Below are 21,104 nucleotides of genomic sequence, written 5' to 3'. Positions count from 1 at the left end.
TGTCGGTTTTTTACAATGCTTTTCGGTATAGCTCTGGTAGTTTTGAAAAAAGATGATCAGCGTATGGAAAACCTAACAATCGCCACTGCTCAATTTGAAAACAGAAGCGGTGATAAAGCTTATAATTTATCAGTTATTGAAAAAATGACAGCGGATGCCACCGCACAAGGCGCCCAAGCGATAGCTTTTCATGAATGCTCGATAACAGGCTATACCTTTGCCCGGAAACTTGATAAAGCACAAATGCTTGAGCTGGCCGAAGAAATTCCGGACGGACCGAGCATCGCTGCGTTAACAGAATACGCCCGACGATACGACATTGCCATACTGGCCGGTTTGTTTGAAAAGGACAAAGATGATAACTTGTTCAAGGCATATGTATGCGTTGACAAAACCGGGATCGTTGCCAAACATCGTAAGCTGCACCCTTTTATCAACCCGCATCTTTTACCCGGCACAGCATATACTGTATTTGATTTGTATGGATGGAAATGCGGCATATTAATTTGTTATGATAATAATATAATTGAAAATGTACGTGCAACTACTCTCCTCGGTGCACAGGTTATTTTTATGCCGCACGTTACCATGTGCACACCATCAACCCGACCGGGCGCCGGTTTTGTTGACCCGGAATTATGGAAAGACAAAGAAGCAAATGCACTGTTACTTCGCCAGGAATTTGACGGCCTTAAAGGCAGGCAATGGCTAATGAAATGGCTGCCCGCCCGGGCATATGATAACGCAATTTATGCAGTATTCGCCAATCCGATAGGTATGGACGATGATCAGCTAAAAAATGGCTGCTCCATGATCATCGACCCTTATGGTGATATTATAGCCGAATGCAGATCATTAAACAATGAATTAGTTTTGGCCGAAATAACTCCTGATAAGCTGACAAAAGCAGGCGGATATCGTTATATCCAGGCACGCAAGCCCGATCTATACCGGGATATCATCGGCCGTGAACATGAAAGCTTTCAAAAAGTAGTTTGGCTTTGATATTAGGCCTCAACAACTTGTGCTCATTTGTAATGAGTGCTTAATGTGGTTTGGTGATTGCATCGCCAGTCGCGTTATAAACGCTAACCCATGTTAAGCACTCGTTGAAAACGAGCGCAAGAAATAAGAAATGCATAAAGAACGCCCCGGCATAGGAATTACCGGGGCGCTATATTTTTGACCTCCCCCTTTAGGGGGCAGGGGGCTAATCAATCCACTCAAACTTAGTATAAGGCACAAGTACTTCCGGTACTTTAATCCCCTTCTCGGTTTGGTTATTCTCTAACAAAGTAGCAACAATACGCGGCAGGGCCAGCGCGCTGCCGTTTAGCGTATGTGCTAACTGTGTTTTACCATCGGCATTGCGGAACCGCAGTTTAAGCCTGTTGCTTTGGAAGGTTTCAAAGTTTGATACTGATGAAACTTCCAGCCAGCGTTGTTGTGCCGCGCTCCAGGTTTCCATATCATAAGTTAAGGCAGAGCCAAAGCCCATATCGCCACCGCAAAGGCGTAATACTCGGTATGGTAAACCTAACTTTTGTAACAGGCCCTGTACATGGCTGCTCATTAGCTCCAATATTTCGTATGATTTATCAGGATGGGCAATGGTTACTACCTCTACTTTATCAAACTGGTGCAGGCGGTTCAAGCCGCGTACATGCGCACCATATGAACCAGCCTCGCGGCGGAAACAAGGTGTATGGCCACAGTTACGTACAGGCAATTGATCTTCTTTCAATATCACTTCACGGTACAGGTTAGTAATAGGCACCTCGGCGGTAGGGATCAGGTACAGGTTATCGATACCAACATGGTACATCTGTCCTTCTTTATCCGGCAGCTGTGACGTACCGAAGCCAGATGCTTCGTTTACCATAAGCGGCACACTTACTTCGCTGTAGCCTGCTTTTTCGGCTTCATCAATAAAATAATTGATCAAAGCGCGTTGCAGCTTAGCCCCTTTGTTTTTATATACGGGGAAACCGGCGCCGGTTATTTTAACACCCAGTTCAAAATCAATCAGGTTGTATTTTGCCGCGAGCTCCCAATGCGGTAGCGCATCGGCAGGCAACTCCGGCTTGGTGCCGTTCTCCAATACTACCTCGTTATCTTCAGGAGTTAAGCCTTTGGGTACAGAACTATGAGGCAGGTTGGGCAGCAATACCAGCTTCTGGTAAAGTTCCTCTTCGGTAATGGTAAGCAGGTCGCCGAGCTTTTTGATCTCTTCTTTCCATGCGCCGGTTTTGCCCTTAAGGCCTTCAGCTTCTTCTTTTTTACCGGCACGCATCAGCTCGCCTATTTGTTTTGCAGCTGCATTGGCCTCGGCCGAAACATTATCCATGCTGGTTTGAGTGGAGCGACGTTTGTCGTCCAGTTCAATTATTTCATCAACCAGTTGGGGCTGTTTAAAATTTTTTACAGCCAAACGTTCCAAAACCTGTTCCCGGTTATCACGGATATAACTAACTTGCAGCATTATTTTATTTTTTAGGCAAAGATATAAATAAGTCCATAGTCCATAGTCCATAGTCCATAGTAATTTACGTTAGCGGTGTAAGCACCGGAAATGATGAAGAGCCATGGACCATCGACTATCGACCATCGACTCAAACAACATGAACAATCCCATAGGCAAACTATATTTAGTCCCCACCCCGATAGGTAATTTGGAGGATATGACCTTCAGGGCTATCCGCGTGTTGAAAGAGGTTGATCTGATACTGGCAGAGGATACCCGTACCTCCGCCCCGATGTTGAAACACTTCGAGATCCATCAAAAAGTATTCGCGCATCATCAGCATAATGAGCATCAATCAAGCAACGAGATCATTAAGTTTTTGCTGCAGGGGAAAAATATCGCGCTCATTTCGGATGCCGGTACACCGGCTATATCCGATCCGGGCTTTTTCCTGGTACGCGAAGCTTTAAAATTTAATATCGCTGTGGAATGTCTGCCAGGCGCTACCGCATTTGTGCCGGCCCTGGTAAATTCGGGCTTTCCTACCGACAAGTTTTGTTTCGAGGGATTTTTGCCATTAAAAAAAGGCCGTCAAACCCGGTACAAGTTTTTGGCCGAAGAGGAGCGGACCATCATACTATATGAGTCGCCCCACCGTTTGTTAAAAACACTGGATGAAATGGCCACCTATTTTGGGGCCGACAGGCAGATCTCGGTATCCCGCGAGCTTACCAAAATGTTTGAAGAAACCGTGCGTGGCACTGTAGTTGAAGTAAAACAATACTTTGAAACGCACCCCATGAAAGGCGAGTTTGTGATGTGCGTGGCCGGCGCAGCGGCTAAACCGGCAAAAGGGAAATATGAAAGGGATGAGGAAGAAGATTAAAACTTCAACTCTCCCGCATGTCATTGCGAGGCACGAAGCAATCGCATGCTATACAGAATTGCTTTGCTTCCGTGCGATTGCCAAGCTACGCTCGCAATGACATTTTACAATTTTAAATATAAGCGACAACAGCATAATTCTTGTCACTCTACATGAAAAAAATCTACCATTAGCCATACTATCTGGCTTGCTTTTATGGATAGCCTGGCCACCTACTCCTTATACTACGTTTTTACTTTTCATTGGCTTTGTGCCTATGCTGCTGGCTGTTGAAAATATCATTAATGATGAAAAGCCCAAAAAAGGCAAACGGGCATTTAATGTAACTTTTATCGGCTTTTTTATCTGGAACTCATTATCTGTTTACTGGGTTTATAATGCACTTAAAATAGTGGGGGAGATTGTGGCCATACCCATTACCCTTGTCCCCTATTCGCTGGGGCCGCTGTTAATGGCAACTGCTTTCTGGCTATACTACAGGTTGAGACTGGTCGTCCCACGCTGGATAGCACTGATAGGTTTAATCTGTTTCTGGATCGGGTATGAATACCTGCACCAAAGCTGGGACCTTTACTTTCCGTGGATGACGCTTGGTAACGGCTTTGCCGTATCGCACCAATGGATTCAATGGTATGAATATACCGGCGTTTACGGCGGAACTTTATGGATCTGGGTTGTAAATATCCTGGCTTTTTTAATTTATACAAGTCTTCGCGGAGCTCAAACCAAACGCCACAGAATGGCATTGATCATGGCGATTGTAATTGTTGTAACAGTGCCTCTTGGCTATTCATTATCGGTTTATCATAACTATGTTGAAGAAGTAAACCCATCAAACATCGTTATTGCCCAGCCCAATATAGATCCGTACGAGAAAGATGGTACCATTCCCCCTGCTTCACAACTTGATATCCTGATCCAGCTTTCAAGACAGGTGGCCCAACCCAATACCGAATTTTTTATATGGCCCGAAACAGCCATCCCCGCGCCTGTTTATATCAACGAGGAACAGATAGGCCAAAATGATTTTATTAGGCAGGCCCAGCTTTTTTTACGGAAATATCCTAATGGCAACCTGGTTACCGGCGCCGAAACATACAGGCTATATAACAACAGGGCAACCCCAACGGCGGTTCCCTCACCATGGGGAGGCGACCAGTTCGCAGACTTTTACAGCACAGCCCTCAATATTGAAAATGGCGACAGGATTCAAACTTACCATAAATCACGGTTAGTCCCCGGGGCCGAATCACTGCCTTTTGGCGATGCACTTTCATTCCTGAAACCCGTATTTGAACATTTAGGCGGTGCTACCGGCAACTATGCTCCCGAAAAGGATGCAAAAGTGCTTTATTCGCAAAGCGGTATCGGGGTCGATCCGGTTATTTGTTATGAATCCATATGGGGAGGGTACATTGCCCGCTCAGTTAAAAAAGGGGCCCAGTTCATCGCTATTATTACTAACGATGGCTGGTGGGAAAACACATCGGGCAAGGACCAGCATTTAGATTATGCCAAACTTCGGGCTATCGAAACCCGCCGCTGGGTTTGTCAGTCGGCCAATACCGGTATTTCCGGGTTTATCAACCAGCGCGGCGATGTGGTTAAACATACAGAATGGTGGACTAAAACCTCGATCAAGCAAGATATCAACCTTAATAGTGAGCTCACATTTTATGTTAAACACGGCGATTATATCCCGCAAGCCGGCAGTATATTTGCAGGCATTGGCATATTATTTTTACTGGGGATGAGATTGAGGAAGAAGCAAACCTTAACGGTTTGAAAACTCAACCCATAAATGGCTAATCAAGTACAGACAGGGTGGTTTTTATAATATCATCAAAAAAAGCCTTATCGGCGGTGGCTTTGGCTGACACCTGCATGCCCCTTACCGCATTCATGATGAACCGGGCCAATGCCAGGGAATCCTGGGAGTTACGAACCTCACCGCTTGCCTGCCCTTTTTTTATGGCACTAAGAATGGCATCTTCAAACTGCTGCTCATTCCGGCAAATCAGGTCCTTAACCTCAGCATCCAGCGACGCCAGTTCAATCTCGGCATTTACCATAAAACAACCTTTACGTTGCTCATCGTTCAGCAAATCGCGCATGGTAAGCTCCAAAAGCTTTTGTATAGCCTCTTTGGCCGATGCCGTATTATTGATAATATCACACATCTGGTTTCCACCTGCCTTTTGATAGCTATCCAAAGCTTTAATATATAAAGCGTGTTTATCACCAAAAGTATCATACAAGCTTGAGCGGCTTATGCCAAGGCCATCAACCAAATCCTGCATAGACGTGCCATTGTAGCCCTTATGCCAAAAAATGCAAACGGCCTTGCTCAATACCTCGGCTTCATCAAAATCTTTACTTCGTGCCATAACAGAAAAGCTTTACCCGTTTTGCAGGCAAAGCTATTCATTTTTAATTAATTGTTTAATCTTATACCCCGTTTGTGCTTAACGGGCCTTACCGGCATAATTATCTTACCCCACCACTTGCAAGGATAATTTCGCCGGTTAACCAGCGTGAATCATCAGATGCCAGGAATACGGCAACAGGTGCAATATCATCCGGCTGACCGATACGGCCAAGCGGTGTAGTTTTTTCAAGCTCAGCTTGGAAATCGCTGCCTATAAAACCTGCTGTGTGTGTGCCTTCGGTTTCAACCATGCCCGGGTTAATAGCATTTACACGGATCTTCTTAGGGCCAAGCTCTTTTGACAAAACTTGTGTAATAGAATCAACCGCACCTTTAGTACCTGTATAAATAGCACTTTGCGGCGGAGTAATACGGGTTACCGTTGAGCTTATGTTAATTATGCTGCCACCTTTATCGCCAAAGCTATTTACCGCTCCCTGGGTTGCAAGCAGTAAGCCCAGTACATTGATATCAAACTGGCGGTGAAATTCTTCTTCGGTTACAACTTCTATCGGTGTAAACTGGTATACACCTGCATTGTTCACCAAAACATCAACACCACCGAACGCCTCTTTGGTTTCGGCAAAAAGACGGTCAACGTCGGCCTTTTTTGCTACGCTGCCTTGCACGGCGATAGCTTTGCCACCTTCGGCGGTAATTTCGGCCACTACTTTATCAGCACCGTTTTTATCTGATGCATAATTTACAACTACCGCAGCACCTGCCGAAGCCAGGCTTTTAGCTATACCTGCGCCAATACCTTTTGAAGCTCCTGTTACTACTGCAACCTTGTTTTCTAATTTTTTCATTTTCTGGAAGATTAATTTAATTTGGATCAATCGTTCCGCAAATATAAACTCATTTTGGAACAATCATTCCTGAATTAATTTTTATTAGGCTGGGATGACAAATGGGGTTGGCTAAATATGGTGGCGGCGCTAAAGACAGATAACCTACAAAACTGCGTTCCACGAAGAGTTAGGAATGGTGAAATATTGAATTATTTAAATCCTGGGCTGTAGAAGACGAAATGACAAAATAGGGCCGGGTCATGCTGAGCTTGTCGAAGACTCGCGCGCAGAGGCCTGCCCACTATGCTTCGACAAGCTACCCATGACATAATAATTTAAGCAGGTACAAGTTCCCTATTTAATTCAAAGGCGAGTTTTTCTAATCGCCTTTGTTTCTGTTCCTTAATGATATTTTCATAGGCTTGCAGCCCTTTTTCCACAAAGTCGGCTCCTTTTACAATTAAACGCCAGTATTGAGCGGCCAGTTTTCTGGCCGTTGCTTTAATAGCTATTGCCGGACCTTTTCTGCCTCTTAATCTTCTTGCAAATGAACCCCAGCCGATATACTTGCTGTTCAATAATCCATGGGCCATTTGTTTGAATATTTGCCCAACGGCCGGTTTACCCTTACTTTTACTTTTGTTCTTTTTCCCTGAACGGTCCTGGCCGGGAGATAAACCAAGCCAGCTTGTGAAATGTTTTTCACTTGGCCATCGGCTAAGATCCGAACCCACCTCTGTGTATAACTGTAACCAGTTGTAATCTGTAATACCCGGAAGTTTAGTTGCATCCTTACCATCAAATATTTTTAACAGATGATCTCCCAGGTTGTTGATATGAGGTTTGTTGTGACGGATCGCCTTGCGTTTTCCTTCGCTTATTCCCGGCGGCAGGTTCTTATCCCTGTTGATCCGTTGTAAAACACTATCAATCTGGCTGTCGCATTCCATTATCTGGCCTTGATAAAAACCATAAGCCTTATAGGCCTGACCTAATGAAAAAAGCCCTTGCGCTGTATAATGACCTTGCAGGGCTTTCAATAGCTCTTCCCCTTTATTCTCCCTGATCTTTTTATGGCAAAGTGAAAACAACTTATCAGGATCTCGCTCGCCTTGCAGTATCGCATCGATTAACGCCATCCCGCTTACTCCATGGACCTGGCTTAATACCTCCGGCAAACGGATATTCATTTCTATCAGGGCCTTCTGCATGTGTTGCACATGCATGGCCGCACTCCGAAGATGATCTTCACGAAGGCGCTGATAACTACGCAATTCTTTGATATGACCTTCGGATACATAACAGCGGTTCAGCAAGCCATAACTATGCAATTGCTGTATCCACTGACAATCTTTTACATCTGTTTTCCTGCCTGGTAACTGGCGGGTCTGTCTTCCGTCAACAAGCCACACATCCAATCCCCCATCTAAAAGAATATCGTAAAGTACATACCAGTATACTCCTGTGGCTTCCATTGCCACTGTACTTACCTTATGCTCCAATAAATAGTTCTTAAGTGATACCAGATCACTGGTGAAAGTCTCAAACGAACGAACCGGCTGGCCTTCAAGACCCACAAATACCTTGCGGGCTCCAATATCTATACCTGCCGCATGAAAATGCATCTTTTCCATACTTATAACGCTTTTTAAACCGTGCCCGAAGGAGTTTAAAGAAAAGACAGGCTACCCATCGGACAAATCACCCACACAAGGGATCGTACCATACCTTCAGACTCTTGCTTCGGAACCATACTCAGCAACAGGCAATAAGCACTATAACTCGGTCGGCCACACTGCACGGTTCAGCAAATCTATGTCATTTCACCTTCAGAGGCCACGGATTTAAACACTCAGCATGACCCGGTTCTAATTTTGTCGCGGGTATAATTCTGCCTACTCTTCCGTTGCCATTTCATTCCTTTTCAGGATAAAGGCCATCAGGTCATTGATGGGGTGTTTGATGATCTTGCCGGTTTTTACGCCGTGCAGGTGACATAATGAGATAAGTTCTTCGGAGAACGAATAAGCTATGGAGCCCACAAAGTGGCATTTATACTTGTGGTATTCGGGGTACGATTTAATATTGGTTTCAATAAACTCCACCAACCCATCAACCAGCATGGAATGCCCGTATTCGGTAGTTTTTATTTCGCTTACAAACTTACTGAATGATGCCAGGTAAGTATTGGCATTCGGCTTTTGATACACATTTTTGATCACGATCTCCTTGTTCAGGTGGTAGGCCTTATCAAACTTCTGGCTGATATCATACGGCATATTACCATATAAAAAATCAGTGATCAGCTTTTTGCCAAACCAGGTGCCTGAGCCTTCATCGCCCAAAACAAAACCAAGGCCATGCTGTCCGTCGTAAATGTCTTCACCATCAAAAAAGAGATGTTACTGCCGGTTCCCAGCACACAACAAATGCCTTTTTCATGACCACAGGTTGCATAAGCGCATCCAAGCAAATCGCTGTCAACACTGATATAGGCTTTATTAAAATGCGTGCTCAGGGCATTTGATACAATTTCGTGCCGGTCGGGGCTGCTGCACCCGGCACCAAAAAATATATCTCAGAGATCTCTGCGGCAAGCGCAACCATATCCGGGGCCTGTTCAAGGATGATACGGGCTATCTCTTTTTCGGTTAAAAAATACGGGTTTAGCCCGGCGGTAAGGAACGAACGGGTTTCCTGGTCTGAAACGGTCAGCAGCCAATCAGTTTTTGATGATCCGCTATCTGCTACTAAGATCATTGACAAATTTCTTCGAGCGCTTTAACAGTAAGTGGCTTATGAATAAACTGTGTAATATGCTTATTATCTTCCGAGTCCCTGATATCGGTAGGATCAAGCGATGACGATAACATATATATTTTTATTCCTTTTTTAGCGATATCCAAACCGGCAAATTCGTGCAGAAACTCAAACCCCGTCATTATTGGCATCCTGATATCTAAAAAATAACGTCGGGGTTTACCGATCCGCTTTTTAACGACTCAATGGCCTCCATTGGCGATTGACGCACAATAATATTTTCGGCAAAGTTGCTGCTTTCCAAAACCCGGCGCGTTATAAAGCTATCAATGTAGTTATCATCAATAAGCATACAGGTTTTGAAAGGCGCGGTCATGATTCAAAAATAAGTTTTTAAACTTACTATTAAAATATTTTTTATTTGATGTTAATACTGTTTGTTATCTGTTTTAACATGATCTCGGCCTGTTTGCTTTGGTATTGCGCGGCAAAGAATTTTGATTGCGCGTCAAGATAGTTACGCTGTGCTTCCCTTACCTCAAGCGGGGTAATGTTACCTAACTTATATTTATCAAGCGTAATATCCAGGTTTTTTTGTTAAGGTTTACATTGGCTTCTTCCAGTTTTACCAGGTCAAGGCCGGAAAGGTATGCTACAAACAAGCTGTTGATCTGGCTTTCAATATCCAGTTTGGTTTGCTTGGCGGCAATACCCGCATTATCAATCTGGATCTTCGCATTTTTTTCGCGCCTGTTTTGGTTAAAGCCATTAAAAATATTGATGCTTGCCGTGAGGCCATAATTAAAGCCATGTACATTTTGCGACAATGTAAACCCTGCCGGTGTTTTGCTGTTGGTAAAAGTATAGCCCGATGTTACCCCCACCTGCGGATACCGTGTAGCGCGCACCTGTTTAAGATTGATTTCGGCCAGGCGCTGGTTTATTTGTGCCGATAGTATTGCCGGGTTTTGAAGCTGCGCGTTGTTAAGCACATCGGCCAGTGCCAGCTTTTCATCAACTATAATGGTATCGGCAACAGAAAAATCGGTTTGCAGATCGCGGATCAGTAACTGATTAAGCCGTATTTTTGCTGTCTTGAATTGCTGGTACTGGATCACCAGGTTACCGGTATCCGTATTCAGGTTTACCTGGGCATTCAACACTTCCAATCGCGAAGCCCTGCCTACAGCAAACTTATCATTGGCAATGCGTAACTGCGTGCGGGAAATATCAATAGCTCCTTTTAATGCCTTGATCTGTTCATTTTGGCTGATCAAATTATAATAAGTATCGATAACACTGGCCACCGTCCTTTGTACGGTATCCTGTAATCGCAGTACACCCAGTTTATCTACTTGCTTTAGCTGATCATAATTTGCAAACATGGCAAAGCCATCAAAAATTGTCCAGTTAAGGTTTACACCATAATTATTATTGGAGTTTTTGGCATTGCGGATATTGTTAACCGTACCATCATTACGGGTTTGCTTGGTTGTTTGGCGACTGTTATTGTCATTAAAGTCACCGGTAACCACCGGCAAAATCCCTGCATTACCAAGTGTAACATTATTTGATGCTATGGTTGAATTGTTTTGCGACAACTTGATATTGTAGTTGTTTTTCAGTGCTATTTCTACCGCATCTTTTAAAGTAAGTAAGGGCGCATCCTGCTGGGCTAAAGCCATGGTTGATATCACAGCGAAACAACAAACCAGGCAGGCTATTTTCTTGATCATCATATTACGTTACAAGTTTTCGATCAGTTTAGGTTCTTGATGGTGCGGGTGACGGGCAGCTTCGGCTATTTCAGCTTCAGCAGCCAGGTCCTCAGGGTTATGGTCATGGTCTTTACGGGTTTTAGCGGCCAGCAACAGGTACATCATCGGGATAATATAAAGCGTTAACACCAACGAAAACAGCATTCCCCCCATAATCACAATACCTAATGAAACACGGCTTTTTGCACCGGCGCCCAGCGCAAACGCAATAGGCACGGCACCAAGCACCACGGCCAGGCTGGTCATTAATATTGGGCGTAAACGCGCCGTTGCCGCTTCAATAACTGCCTCGTATTTGGCTACGCCCTGTTCCATCCGTTGGTTTGCAAACTCCACGATAAGAATACCGTTTTTAGTTACCAGCCCCACAAGGGTGATGATCCCGATCTCGCTGAAAATATTAAGGGTTTGATTAAACAGCCATAGCGACAAAAACGCCCCCGAAATAGCCAGCGGCACGGTAAGCATCACGATAAGCGGGTCCATAAAGCTTTCAAACTGAGCCGCAAGTACCAGGTAGATGAGCAGCAAGGCAAAGCCAAAAGCAAAAAGAATGTTTGACGAACCTTCGGCATAGTCACGTGAGGGGCCGCTTAGCGCGGTACTAAAAGTATCGTCAAGTAAGCTTTTGGAGATCCTGTCCATCTCCTTAATACCATCACCTACGGTATAACCCGGAGCAAGACCGGCCGAAAGTGTCGCCGATTTATAACGGTTAAAATGGTAAATGGCCGGAGGCGTAGCGCCCTCGGATGTTTTAACTACGTTATCCAGTTGAACCAAAGTTCCTTTTGAGCTGCGTACATAAATTGATTTCAGATCAAGCGGCTGATCGCGGTTAGCGCGGTCAACCTGTGCTATTACCTGGTATTGCTTACCGTTTATCAGGAAGTAGTCGAGCCGGCCGGCGCTATAATATAGTTGCAGCGTTTGGGCAATATCATCAACCGAAACACCTAAGTCACGGGCACGTTCACGGTCGGTAACCACGCGTAACTCGGGTTTGGTAAATTTCAGATTAACGTCCGTTCCCTGGAAAACCGGGCTTTTGGATACCTCGGCAAAAAACGTTGGCAGCACTTTACGGATCTTTTCAAAATCCTGGTTTTGGATAACATATTGCACAGGCAACGAGGTTTTTGAGCCCGAACCACCGCCGCTGATAGTTTGCTCCTGCACCACAATGGCACGTGCATCGGGCATTTTGCGTAGTTTACCATTCAGCCAGTCGGCAAGTTCCTGCTGGGTGCGCACACGTTTATCAGGAGCAACAAGCCCAACCCTGCCAAAGCCGGTATTTGAAGCACCGCCACCACCAAATGATGGCGAAACAATTTCAAGGTTAACATTGGCCTCCGGAATTGAATCTGCAACCAGGTTAGATACCTTATCCATGTACTTGGTCATGTACTCATAAGTTGCACCTTCCGAGCCGGTAACGCTATAACGCAGCAAGCTGCGATCATCAAGCGGGGCAAGCTCGGATGGGATAACTTTTACCAGGATCCCGATGATAACCAAAGATGCAGCAAGAATAGCAAATGATACCCATTTACGCTTCATGAACTTAATGAGCGATTCGGTATATGAAGTGGTCATATTAATGAAGAACGGCTCCGTTCTTTCATAAAACCTTGATTTCTTTTGGTTTTTGCGAATCAGCTTTACGTTAAGCATCGGTGTTAATGACAGGGACACGAATGCCGATATCAACACAGCCCCGGCCACCACTACCGCAAACTCGCGGAACAAACGGCCGGTGAAACCCTGTAAAAACACGATAGGCAAAAACACAGCTGCCAGCGTAACTGATGTAGATACTACCGCAAAAAAGATCTCGGCCGAACCTTCAAATGCCGCTTTACGGATCGCCATGCCCGCCTCTACCTTCTTATAGATATTTTCTGTTACCACAATACCGTCATCCACCACCAGGCCCGTCGCCAGTACTATCCCCAAAAGGGTTAAGATATTAATAGAAAACCCGAAGATGTACATAATAAAGAAAGCACCGATCAATGATACCGGGATATCTATCAGTGGGCGGAAAGCTATCAGCCAATCGCGGAAGAAAAGGTAGATGATAATTACCACCAGTACAAAGGCCACGATCAGTGTTTCCTGCACCTCAGATATCGACTGGTTAATGAACCTCGTATTATCCAAAGCCACTTTCACCGAAATATCGGGCGGAAGATCTTTTTTAATCTGTTCTAAACGGGTATAAAAATCCTTGGCTATCTGTACATAATTAGCTCCGGGCTGCGGCACCAGGGCCAAAGCAACCATCGGCACCCCCGACTCTTTAAATATGGTTTCCTCGTTTGCAGAGCCCAACACAGCATAACCAATATCGCTCAGCCTTATCACCCTGTTGCTGTCGGCACGGATAATGAGGTTGTTAAAATCTTTTTCAGTTGCCAGTTTGCCCAAAGCCCTGATGGTAACTTCGGTATTATTACCCTCGATTTTACCTGCAGGCAACTCTACGTTTTCTTTAGCTAAAGCCGCACCAATGTCGGTAGCAGTAACGCCAAGTGCCGAAAGCTTGGTAGGGTCTATCCACAGGCGCATAGCATACTGGCGCTGTCCCTGTACGTTAATGGTACTTACACCGGGGATGGTTTGCAGTCCTTCCAGCAGCACATTTTCCGCGTAATCATCCAACTGGTTGATGTTACGGGTGTCACTGCTCACGGTAAGGGTAATGATTTGGTCGGCGCTGGCATCGGCTTTGGTTACTACTGGCGGGGCGTTAATATCCTGCGGTAGCTGGCGCTGGGCCTGCCCCACTTTATCGCGCACGTCGTTGGCGGCAGTTTCCAGGTCGGCATCAAGGTCAAACTCAACTGTGATGTTACTTTGGCCTACCGAACTTGTTGACGATATGTTACGGATGCCCGGCACACCGTTGATAGATTTTTCAAGCGGCTCTGTGATCTGCGATTCAATTACATCGGCGTTGGCACCGGAGTAACTGGTTGACACCGAAATAATGGGTGGGTCGACCGAAGGAAAATCCCTCACGCCCAAAAACTTATAGCCGATAATACCAAATACAACAATAACCACAGACATTACTGTTGCCAATACCGGCCGCTTAATACTTACTGAGGATAAACTCATATTGGTTTATTTAATAACTTTTAAAATTTTCAAAGGCACTTTTGGCCGCATTTGGATCAGGCCCGATACTACCACACTGTCGCCAGGCTTTAAGCCTTCAATAACCTGGATCTTTGTATCGGTTCGCAGGTCTGTTTTTACCGGTTTTGACATGGCTTTACCATTGTGGTAGATCCAAACCAGGCTGCTTTTTAAATCTGGAATAACCGCTTCTGTTGGCAGCAAAATGGTTTTAGGAATTTGATCAAGCGTTAAATTGATCTTGGCAAAGCTACCCGCAGTGAGGATCCCTTTAGGATTGGGTGCCTTAGCGCGCACAGTAATAGTGCGCGAGCTTGCATCAATTGAAGGGTCAATGGCATACACTGTACCCACAAAACTCTCCATCGAGCTTTCTGTTTTGAACCTGATCTTACTGCCGGGGCCGAGTATAGAAAGGTACCTTTCAGGCACAGCAAAAGTTACTTTTGCCGGATCGATATTAACCAGATCGGCAATAGGCGATGATGGCGAGAGGTAACTGCCCGGGCTCACATTCCTTAAACCGATAGTCCCTGAAAAGGGCGCCCGGATCTCGGTACGGGCAATCTGCGCCTTAATTACATTTGCGGCAGCTTTTAACGAATTTAATGATGTTAATGAAGTATCATACTCCTCCTGGCTTATGGCTTCTTTTTGAAGCAGTTGGCGGTTGCGGCTTTCCTGTTGTTTTGCCAATGCCACCTGGTACTGGTTTTGCTGCAATGATGCTTCCAGGTCCTGGTTGTACACTTTAACCAGCAACTGGCCCTTTGTTACTTTAGTGCCTTCATTAAAATAGATCCCGGTAATATTCCCTGCTGTTTGGCTTATCAGGCTTACCTTTTCATTGGCATCAATGGTGCCAGTAATATCAATAATGTTGTTTACGGCGGTATCTTTAACTATCATTACTTTAACCCCTACCGCGCCGCCGCCTTTTTTCTTATCACCTTTACCCGAAGCGATAGCCGCGGCCGATTTCTTTGCCCCTTCGCTAAAAAATTTATTGTAAATTAAATAGGCAACCAGCAGGGCCAGCGCCGTGTAAATAATATATTTCGTTTTCATACTTTGTTTAATCCGTGTGTGATTTAGCTTGTAGGGTTGTTTCGGGTGATACCAATGGTTTTAAATTTTTATGCATGCGGGTAAGTACGCTTTCAAATACCTGCATATCGGCTTCGGATATGCCTTCGGTAATATCCGCATTGATGGCTTCAAATGTTTCGATGATCTGCGGAACGGCCAGTTTTGCCTTATCGGTAACGCGGAGCAATTGCTGCCGCCTGTCGTTCGGGTTGTTTTCGCGGTAAACAAAGCCTTTTGCTGTAAGCAGGTTAATGATGCTTACCATGGCCGATTTATCCTTGCCCAGCAGATGTGCCAGCGCGTTTTGGGTAAGTTGCCCGTCATGGAAGTAAATGAGCGAAAGTATATAATGATACCGGGTAACATCCAGGTGAACGGTATGCTTTACCAGTACATTAAGGTACAGTTTACCTAAGCGTATCAGCTTGCGCGAAATAGGTTCAATCAGTTCCATTTACTTAAAAATCGATGTAAAACTAATAGCATAATATCAACAATAGTTGCATGTATCAACCATTTTACAACGGTGTTTAGGGCGCTGTAACGCCACATACATAACTGATTATATAATATTTTATAAATTGCGGCCATGAAACTGACCAACCTACGCACGTTATTTTTTCTAACGATTTTTATTATGAGTACTACTATCAGCAAAGCCGCCGCCAACGCTCAGATTACCTACAATGTTTCGTTTCCTGAAGCCCAGGCCCATTATGCTGATATTGAAATGCATATTACCAGCCTTCAGCAAAATACCCTTGAGCTTAAAATGCCGGTATGGACACCTGGTTCATACCTGGTACGCGAGTTCGCAAAAAACATCGAATCATTAACTGCGGAAGCTAACGGCAAACCCATTGCAGCACCTAAAATCAATAAGAATACCTGGCAAATTGTTACAAAAGGAATTTCGTCGGTAACGGTAAAATACAGGGTTTACGCTTTTGAGCTTTCAGTTCGCACCAGTTTTATCGATGCATCACACGGTTTCCTTTCAACCACCGGTATTTTCATCTATCCGGCCAATATGCTGCACTCGCCGGCTGTTATACATATCAAACCATATAAAAACTGGGATAAAGTTTCAACAAGCCTCGATATGGTGAATAATGATCCGTTTACCCGTTTATCACCAAGCTTCGATATCCTGTTCGATTCGCCAATTGAAGTAGGCAACCAGGATGTTTTTGGCTTTGATGCATCAGGCGTTCATTATGAAATTTGCATGTACGGAGGCGGCAATTATGATAAGGAAAAATTAAAAGCCGATATCCGCAAAATTGTTGATCAGGAAGCAGCTGTTTTTGGCGAAAACCCTAACAAACACTATGTATTTATTGTACATAACCGCCAACGTAATGGTGGTGGTTTGGAGCACCTGAGCTCGACAGTTTTAGGAGCATCTCGCGATAACTACACCAACGACAAAGGATATCAAAGCTTTTTAGGCCTTGTTGCCCACGAGCATTTTCACTTATGGAACGTGAAACGCCTGCGCCCGATTGTGTTAGGCCCTTTTGATTATGACAATGAAAACTATACTACCAATTTGTGGATAGCCGAAGGTTTTACCGAGTACTACCAGGGTATCATTGTACGCCGTACGCAACTGTTCCCGGTTCAGAATTATTTTGATGTTTTGGAGGGCGAGTTCAATGTTCTGGAAAACCTACCCGGAAAAAATGTACAAACCGTTGCCGAATCAAGCTTTGATGCCTGGATTAAAGCTTACCGCCCTAACGAAAACTCTAACAATACTACTATTTCATACTACAACAAAGGGGCAATCATTGGTATGATGCTCGATCTGGAGATCATCAACGACAGCAAAGGCAAATACTCGTTAGATGATGCCATGAAGTACATGTACACCCAGTATTATAAAATCAAAAAGCGCGGTTATACCGATGCTGAGTTTAAAGCAGCCTTTGAAAAATTTGCAGGTAAAAAACTCGATGATTTTTATGCCAGATACATCAATGGCCTAACCCCTATCGATTATAATAAATACTTAGGTTATGCCGGTTATAAAGTAGAGGATGAACTGGCCGATAAAAACGATGCTGCTTTAGGTATCACTACTACAACAACCGCAGCTAAAAAAATTATTGTTACGAGCGTGCAGCGTGGTACTGCCGCTTATATTGATGGCATTAACGTAAACGACGAGATCACCGCCATCGACGGCACCCTGGTTACTGATGCTGCAACCCTGATCAATGGTAAAAATCCCGGCGATAAAATTGAAGTTACTGTAACCCGCGACGGGCAAGCTATGACCTTACCGGTTACCCTGCTGAAAAGCAACCGCGTTAAATACAATATTGTTACTGTTGATAGCCCAACCGAACAGCAAATGGTTGTTAGGAAAAAGTGGTTAAGCATATAACATTGCTTTTTTAGGAAAAAGGCCGGCTGAGAAGCTGGCCTTTTTTTTACCTCGTATCATCATTCCGAACTTGCTTCAGCACAACATAAGGGCTCAAACAAAAAAATTAAAATATTAAAGCATAAGTTATATTTTTATAGCTTATGCCCTCTGCAACCTCATTAAAAAAATACGCCCGATACAGCTTGTCGCTGTTATTTTTTTACTGTATCCGGTGGCCCTTATGGCCTTGAGCCACTATTAAGTTATGCAGGCGATCATGGGGCATTGATCATCCTGCTCATAACCCCGTTAATGTGGGATGTGCCAGCCATATTTACCGTGCTTGAGCTTAACAGCATGATGCCTATTACCGGCGGCTATTACAAATGGGTAAAATATGCCCTCGGCACCCACTGGGGGTTTGTTGAGGGCTGGTGGACCTGGCTCTATACTTTTGTCGACCTTGCCATTTACCCGGTGCTTTTTGTGCAATACGCCGGTTTCTTTTTCCCCGAATTGCTAAATTTTCAGATTCCGGTTTGTTTGGTAATCATCTGGGCATCCGCCGGGTTAAATATTTTAGGCATTATGCCGGTGGGTAGGGTATCGCTGTTTTTAAGTGCTGCTGTACTTGCGCCTATTATATTAATGATAGCATTAGGTATTTATCACCACAGCGGACCGATGCACATCCCTGCCACTTCGTTAAAAGGGCTCAGCTTTCCGTCATTTGGCATGGCACTGTACACCGTCATGTGGAACTGCCTGGGCTGGGATAATGTAACCACCTATGCCGAAGAAGTTGAAAAACCCGTACGCTCATATCTTATTTCAATTTTTACGGCTTTCGTGCTGGTAATGGTGGTATACTTTTTTGCCATTTGGGTTGCCCAGCAATCGGGCATTAACCATGATACCTTAACCGAAAACGGGTTCCCTGCGCTGGGCGAATTGATTGGCGGGCACTGGCTGGGTATAGTAGTGGCAGCGGGCGGTATGGCCAGTACCCTCGGGATCTATACCGCTGTATTGTTATCGGTATCACGAGTGCCACAGGTAATGTCTGAAGACAATTTACTTCCAAAAGGTGTTAACAAACTGCACTCTCGTTTTAAAACACCTTTTGTTTCCATCATCATTTGCTCCATAGTTGTAAGTTTTATGGTATTGTGGACCTTTGCCGATCTGCTCATTATTGATGTAACCGTTTACGGTGCAGGGCTTTCTTTAGAGTATATCGCCCTCGTAAAGCTCCGCGTCAAGGAGCCGATGAAAGAGCGGCCTTTCCGGATCCCGCTTGGTGTTACCGGCCTGTGCCTGGTTTTGCTGCTGCCATTTATTGTTTACAGCGTAGCGCTGGGCGGGGCATTAAGCTCGACACCAAAAGCACTTTCGGCGGCTATATTTGCTTTGGTAGCGTTATCAAGCGCGGAAGTTGCATGGCAAATCATCAAACTAAGCAGGCCGGAACTAAACCAATAATACACGAATTATATTGGCTATCTGTTACATTAGTTCGAATTTCACAAATCGTGGCACAGAAAAAAATTCGTGTAATTCAATTAATTCGAAAAAATTCGTGGCGATAATTTCTTCAACGTTTCAATGATTGGATAATTTACGGGGATTTGCGTAAATTCGATCCTTTCCCGAAAACTCATATCATATGAAAATCAAACACCGATACCTGATGCTTATTGGTGGCCTTGCTATTTTTGCAGGCTGCCAGAATAATAAAAGCGTGCCGGCCGAAAAAGCTATTACCGCCGCCGAAATAAAAAAATATATCTCGGCTTTAGCCAATGATTCCATGATGGGCCGCAAACCTTTCACCGCCGGCGAAGACAAGGCGATTAAATACATTTCGGAGCAGTTTAAACTGGCCGGGCTCGAGCCGGGCAACAATGGCATTTATTTCCAGGATGTGCCCATGGTACAGATCACCAGTACGCCTTCTCCTGTCATGGAAATAACGGGCGGTAAAACGCCGCTCAGCCTTCACGCTACAACTGATTTTGTAACCTTCAGCCGCCGCGAGGTTGATTCAGTAACACTTAAAAACTCACCGCTGGTTTTTGCCGGGTATGGTGTTGTTGCTCCCGAATATCACTGGAATGATTATGCCGGACTTGATGTTAAAGGCAAAACAGTTGTGGTACTGGTGAACGATCCGGGATTTAAAAACGGCGATCCTACATTTTTCAAAGGCGATACCATGACCTACTACGGCAGGTGGACTTACAAGTATGAAGAAGCCGCGCGCCAGGGTGCTGCAGGCGTGCTTATCATCCACCAAAAAGAACCTGCAAGCTATGGCTGGGAAGTGGTATCCAACAGTAACACAGGCGCCAAACTTTACCTGCAGCAAAAAGACAAGCATATGAACCGCTGCAAAGTTGAAGGCTGGATCACCGAAGATATGGGTAAAAAACTTTTAGCTGAAGTGGGCATAACCGGCGATTTCCGCGCCCTGGCCCGTAAAAAAGATTTTAAAGCCATTCCACTTAAGCAATCAGTTACTTTAACTATCAATAACCAATTAAAATATTCCACATCGCACAACGTGATCGGTACACTTAAAGGCAGTTCACAGCCGGGCGAATATGTACTGTACACCGCCCATTGGGACCACCTGGGCGTAGGTAAGCCTAACGCCAAAGGCGATAGCATTTACAATGGCGCGGTTGATAATGCCGATGGTGTGGCTGCTATTATCAGTGTGGCCAAAGCATTTAACAAGGCCAAAGAAAAACCCAAACGCTCCATTGTATTTTTAGCTGTTACAGCCGAAGAGCAGGGTTTACTGGGTTCGGAATATTATGCTACCCACCCCATTTACCCGGTTAACAAAACAGTTGCCGACCTCAACATGGATGCCCTTGGCGATTACGGCGAAACCAAAGACATAGCTGTAACCGGCAAAGGCCAAAATGATTTGGAAGATTATGTTGACGAAATAGTAAAAGCACAAGGGCTTAGCACTGTTGGCGACAGGCACCCCGGCTCTGGCAGCTACTACCGGTCGGACCATTTTAACTTTGCCAAGGTTGGTGTACCGGCCCTTGACATTAACAATGGCAGCATCAGCGCAGTACATGATGGCAGCTACGGCGAAGCCAAACAAAAAGATTATGGCGACAACCGCTATCACCAACAGACCGATAATTACACCGATACTATGGATGCCACAGGCATGGCACAGATAGCTAATATCCTTTATGAAGTTGGTACTAAGTTGGGTAACGAAACAACCTTCCCCGGCTGGAAAAACGGTTCGGAGTTTAAGGCGATAAGGGGGAAATCGATGAAGTAAAGCCCCTCTAAATCTCCCCTGAAAGGGAGACTTTAAAAAAGACGAAAAAATCCACCCCGTAACAGAAGGTGGAT

General features: G+C 44.8%; 16 protein-coding genes and 2 pseudogenes. 6 read left to right on the top strand and 12 right to left on the bottom strand.

Annotation, left to right across the window (positions count from 1 at the left end; translation table 11 throughout):
* Window positions 1–63 precede the first annotated feature (63 nt).
* A complete protein-coding gene (locus ACQ86K_RS32070) occupies window positions 64–1,005 on the top strand; it encodes a nitrilase family protein (RefSeq protein ID WP_091173621.1) in 942 nt (313 codons plus the stop codon).
* A 205-nt stretch (window positions 1,006–1,210) separates the two neighbouring features.
* Here the strand turns inward: ACQ86K_RS32070 and serS are convergent, their stop codons facing one another.
* Window positions 1,211–2,482: a serine--tRNA ligase gene (gene serS, locus ACQ86K_RS32065; protein ID WP_091173159.1), complete on the bottom strand. Its 1,272-nt coding sequence runs from the start codon at window positions 2,480–2,482 to the stop codon at window positions 1,211–1,213.
* Between the two features lie 139 nt (window positions 2,483–2,621).
* Between serS and rsmI the strand changes: the two genes are divergently transcribed.
* A complete protein-coding gene (rsmI, locus tag ACQ86K_RS32060; RefSeq protein WP_112656423.1) occupies window positions 2,622–3,350 on the top strand; it encodes a 16S rRNA (cytidine(1402)-2'-O)-methyltransferase in 729 nt (242 codons plus the stop codon).
* 187 nt (window positions 3,351–3,537) lie between these two features.
* On the top strand, window positions 3,538–5,136 hold the full coding sequence (gene lnt, locus ACQ86K_RS32055; RefSeq protein WP_431199433.1) for an apolipoprotein N-acyltransferase: 1,599 nt from the start codon (window positions 3,538–3,540) through the stop codon (window positions 5,134–5,136).
* Window positions 5,137–5,155: 19 nt separating this feature from the next.
* Here the strand turns inward: lnt and ACQ86K_RS32050 are convergent, their stop codons facing one another.
* The 11 genes and pseudogenes from ACQ86K_RS32050 to ACQ86K_RS32000 form a co-directional block, all read right to left on the bottom strand.
* The gene (locus ACQ86K_RS32050) at window positions 5,156–5,737 is read right to left on the bottom strand and encodes a TetR/AcrR family transcriptional regulator (protein WP_091173150.1); all 582 of its coding nucleotides are present in this window, start codon (window positions 5,735–5,737) and stop codon (window positions 5,156–5,158) included.
* A gap of 100 nt (window positions 5,738–5,837) precedes the next feature.
* A complete protein-coding gene (locus ACQ86K_RS32045) occupies window positions 5,838–6,587 on the bottom strand; it encodes a glucose 1-dehydrogenase (protein ID WP_091173618.1) in 750 nt (249 codons plus the stop codon).
* A 317-nt stretch (window positions 6,588–6,904) separates the two neighbouring features.
* Window positions 6,905–8,203, bottom strand: coding sequence for an IS110 family transposase (locus ACQ86K_RS32040; RefSeq protein ID WP_431199432.1), 1,299 nt, complete (start codon window positions 8,201–8,203; stop codon window positions 6,905–6,907).
* 261 nt (window positions 8,204–8,464) lie between these two features.
* Window positions 8,465–8,914, bottom strand: coding sequence for a hypothetical protein (locus ACQ86K_RS32035; RefSeq protein ID WP_431199431.1), 450 nt, complete (start codon window positions 8,912–8,914; stop codon window positions 8,465–8,467).
* A 169-nt stretch (window positions 8,915–9,083) separates the two neighbouring features.
* On the bottom strand, window positions 9,084–9,329 hold the full coding sequence (locus ACQ86K_RS32030; protein ID WP_431199430.1) for a hypothetical protein: 246 nt from the start codon (window positions 9,327–9,329) through the stop codon (window positions 9,084–9,086).
* Complete coding sequence (locus ACQ86K_RS32025) at window positions 9,326–9,520, bottom strand: hypothetical protein (protein ID WP_431199429.1); 195 nt, start codon at window positions 9,518–9,520, stop codon at window positions 9,326–9,328. Before ACQ86K_RS32025 ends, ACQ86K_RS32030 begins: the two co-directional genes overlap by 4 nt.
* Window positions 9,521–9,528: 8 nt before the next feature.
* Complete coding sequence (locus ACQ86K_RS32020) at window positions 9,529–9,705, bottom strand: hypothetical protein (protein ID WP_431199428.1); 177 nt, start codon at window positions 9,703–9,705, stop codon at window positions 9,529–9,531.
* A gap of 41 nt (window positions 9,706–9,746) precedes the next feature.
* Window positions 9,747–11,014: pseudogene (locus ACQ86K_RS32015) on the bottom strand (TolC family protein).
* 60 nt (window positions 11,015–11,074) lie between these two features.
* Window positions 11,075–14,233 (bottom strand): efflux RND transporter permease subunit, encoded by a 3,159-nt coding sequence (locus ACQ86K_RS32010; RefSeq protein ID WP_091176074.1) that lies wholly within the window; start codon window positions 14,231–14,233, stop codon window positions 11,075–11,077.
* Window positions 14,234–14,239: 6 nt separating this feature from the next.
* Window positions 14,240–15,322 carry an efflux RND transporter periplasmic adaptor subunit gene (locus ACQ86K_RS32005; RefSeq protein ID WP_091176077.1) on the bottom strand — a complete coding sequence of 361 codons (1,083 nt, stop codon included), beginning with the start codon at window positions 15,320–15,322 and terminating at the stop codon, window positions 14,240–14,242.
* Between the two features lie 7 nt (window positions 15,323–15,329).
* Window positions 15,330–15,797, bottom strand: coding sequence for a MarR family winged helix-turn-helix transcriptional regulator (locus ACQ86K_RS32000; RefSeq protein WP_090533476.1), 468 nt, complete (start codon window positions 15,795–15,797; stop codon window positions 15,330–15,332).
* 183 nt (window positions 15,798–15,980) lie between these two features.
* Between ACQ86K_RS32000 and ACQ86K_RS31995 the strand changes: the two genes are divergently transcribed.
* From ACQ86K_RS31995 to ACQ86K_RS31985, 3 genes and pseudogenes are all read left to right on the top strand, one after another.
* On the top strand, window positions 15,981–17,735 hold the full coding sequence (locus ACQ86K_RS31995; RefSeq protein WP_091176080.1) for a M61 family metallopeptidase: 1,755 nt from the start codon (window positions 15,981–15,983) through the stop codon (window positions 17,733–17,735).
* A 213-nt stretch (window positions 17,736–17,948) separates the two neighbouring features.
* Window positions 17,949–19,199 (top strand): annotated as a pseudogene (locus ACQ86K_RS31990) (APC family permease); the annotation flags it as partial.
* Between the two features lie 184 nt (window positions 19,200–19,383).
* Window positions 19,384–21,030, top strand: coding sequence for a M28 family metallopeptidase (locus ACQ86K_RS31985; protein WP_091176085.1), 1,647 nt, complete (start codon window positions 19,384–19,386; stop codon window positions 21,028–21,030).
* Window positions 21,031–21,104: the final 74 nt, after the last annotated feature.

The organism is Mucilaginibacter sp. P19 (assembly GCF_050632265.1).
Taxonomy (GTDB): Bacteria; Bacteroidota; Bacteroidia; order Sphingobacteriales; family Sphingobacteriaceae; genus Mucilaginibacter; species Mucilaginibacter gossypii.
The sequence above is the reverse complement of the archived record's forward strand: the minus strand, read 5'-3'. Positions and strand labels throughout refer to the sequence as shown.

What these genes read in the sequence shown, in the direction of transcription:
- ACQ86K_RS32025 (WP_431199429.1), bottom strand. Translation starts at nt 9,520, where the DNA reads ATGCCAATAATGACGGGGTTTGAGTTTCTGCACGAATTTGCCGGTTTG.
- ACQ86K_RS32030 (WP_431199430.1), bottom strand. Translation starts at nt 9,329, where the DNA reads ATGATCTTAGTAGCAGATAGCGGATCATCAAAAACTGATTGGCTGCTG.
- ACQ86K_RS32040 (WP_431199432.1), bottom strand. Translation starts at nt 8,203, where the DNA reads ATGGAAAAGATGCATTTTCATGCGGCAGGTATAGATATTGGAGCCCGC.
- ACQ86K_RS31995 (WP_091176080.1), top strand. Translation starts at nt 15,981, where the DNA reads ATGAGTACTACTATCAGCAAAGCCGCCGCCAACGCTCAGATTACCTAC.
- ACQ86K_RS32050 (WP_091173150.1), bottom strand. Translation starts at nt 5,737, where the DNA reads ATGGCACGAAGTAAAGATTTTGATGAAGCCGAGGTATTGAGCAAGGCC.
- ACQ86K_RS31985 (WP_091176085.1), top strand. Translation starts at nt 19,384, where the DNA reads ATGAAAATCAAACACCGATACCTGATGCTTATTGGTGGCCTTGCTATT.
- ACQ86K_RS32000 (WP_090533476.1), bottom strand. Translation starts at nt 15,797, where the DNA reads ATGGAACTGATTGAACCTATTTCGCGCAAGCTGATACGCTTAGGTAAA.
- ACQ86K_RS32070 (WP_091173621.1), top strand. Translation starts at nt 64, where the DNA reads ATGGAAAACCTAACAATCGCCACTGCTCAATTTGAAAACAGAAGCGGT.
- rsmI (WP_112656423.1), top strand. Translation starts at nt 2,622, where the DNA reads ATGAACAATCCCATAGGCAAACTATATTTAGTCCCCACCCCGATAGGT.
- ACQ86K_RS32010 (WP_091176074.1), bottom strand. Translation starts at nt 14,233, where the DNA reads ATGAGTTTATCCTCAGTAAGTATTAAGCGGCCGGTATTGGCAACAGTA.
- ACQ86K_RS32005 (WP_091176077.1), bottom strand. Translation starts at nt 15,322, where the DNA reads ATGAAAACGAAATATATTATTTACACGGCGCTGGCCCTGCTGGTTGCC.
- serS (WP_091173159.1), bottom strand. Translation starts at nt 2,482, where the DNA reads ATGCTGCAAGTTAGTTATATCCGTGATAACCGGGAACAGGTTTTGGAA.
- ACQ86K_RS32020 (WP_431199428.1), bottom strand. Translation starts at nt 9,705, where the DNA reads ATGACCGCGCCTTTCAAAACCTGTATGCTTATTGATGATAACTACATT.
- ACQ86K_RS32045 (WP_091173618.1), bottom strand. Translation starts at nt 6,587, where the DNA reads ATGAAAAAATTAGAAAACAAGGTTGCAGTAGTAACAGGAGCTTCAAAA.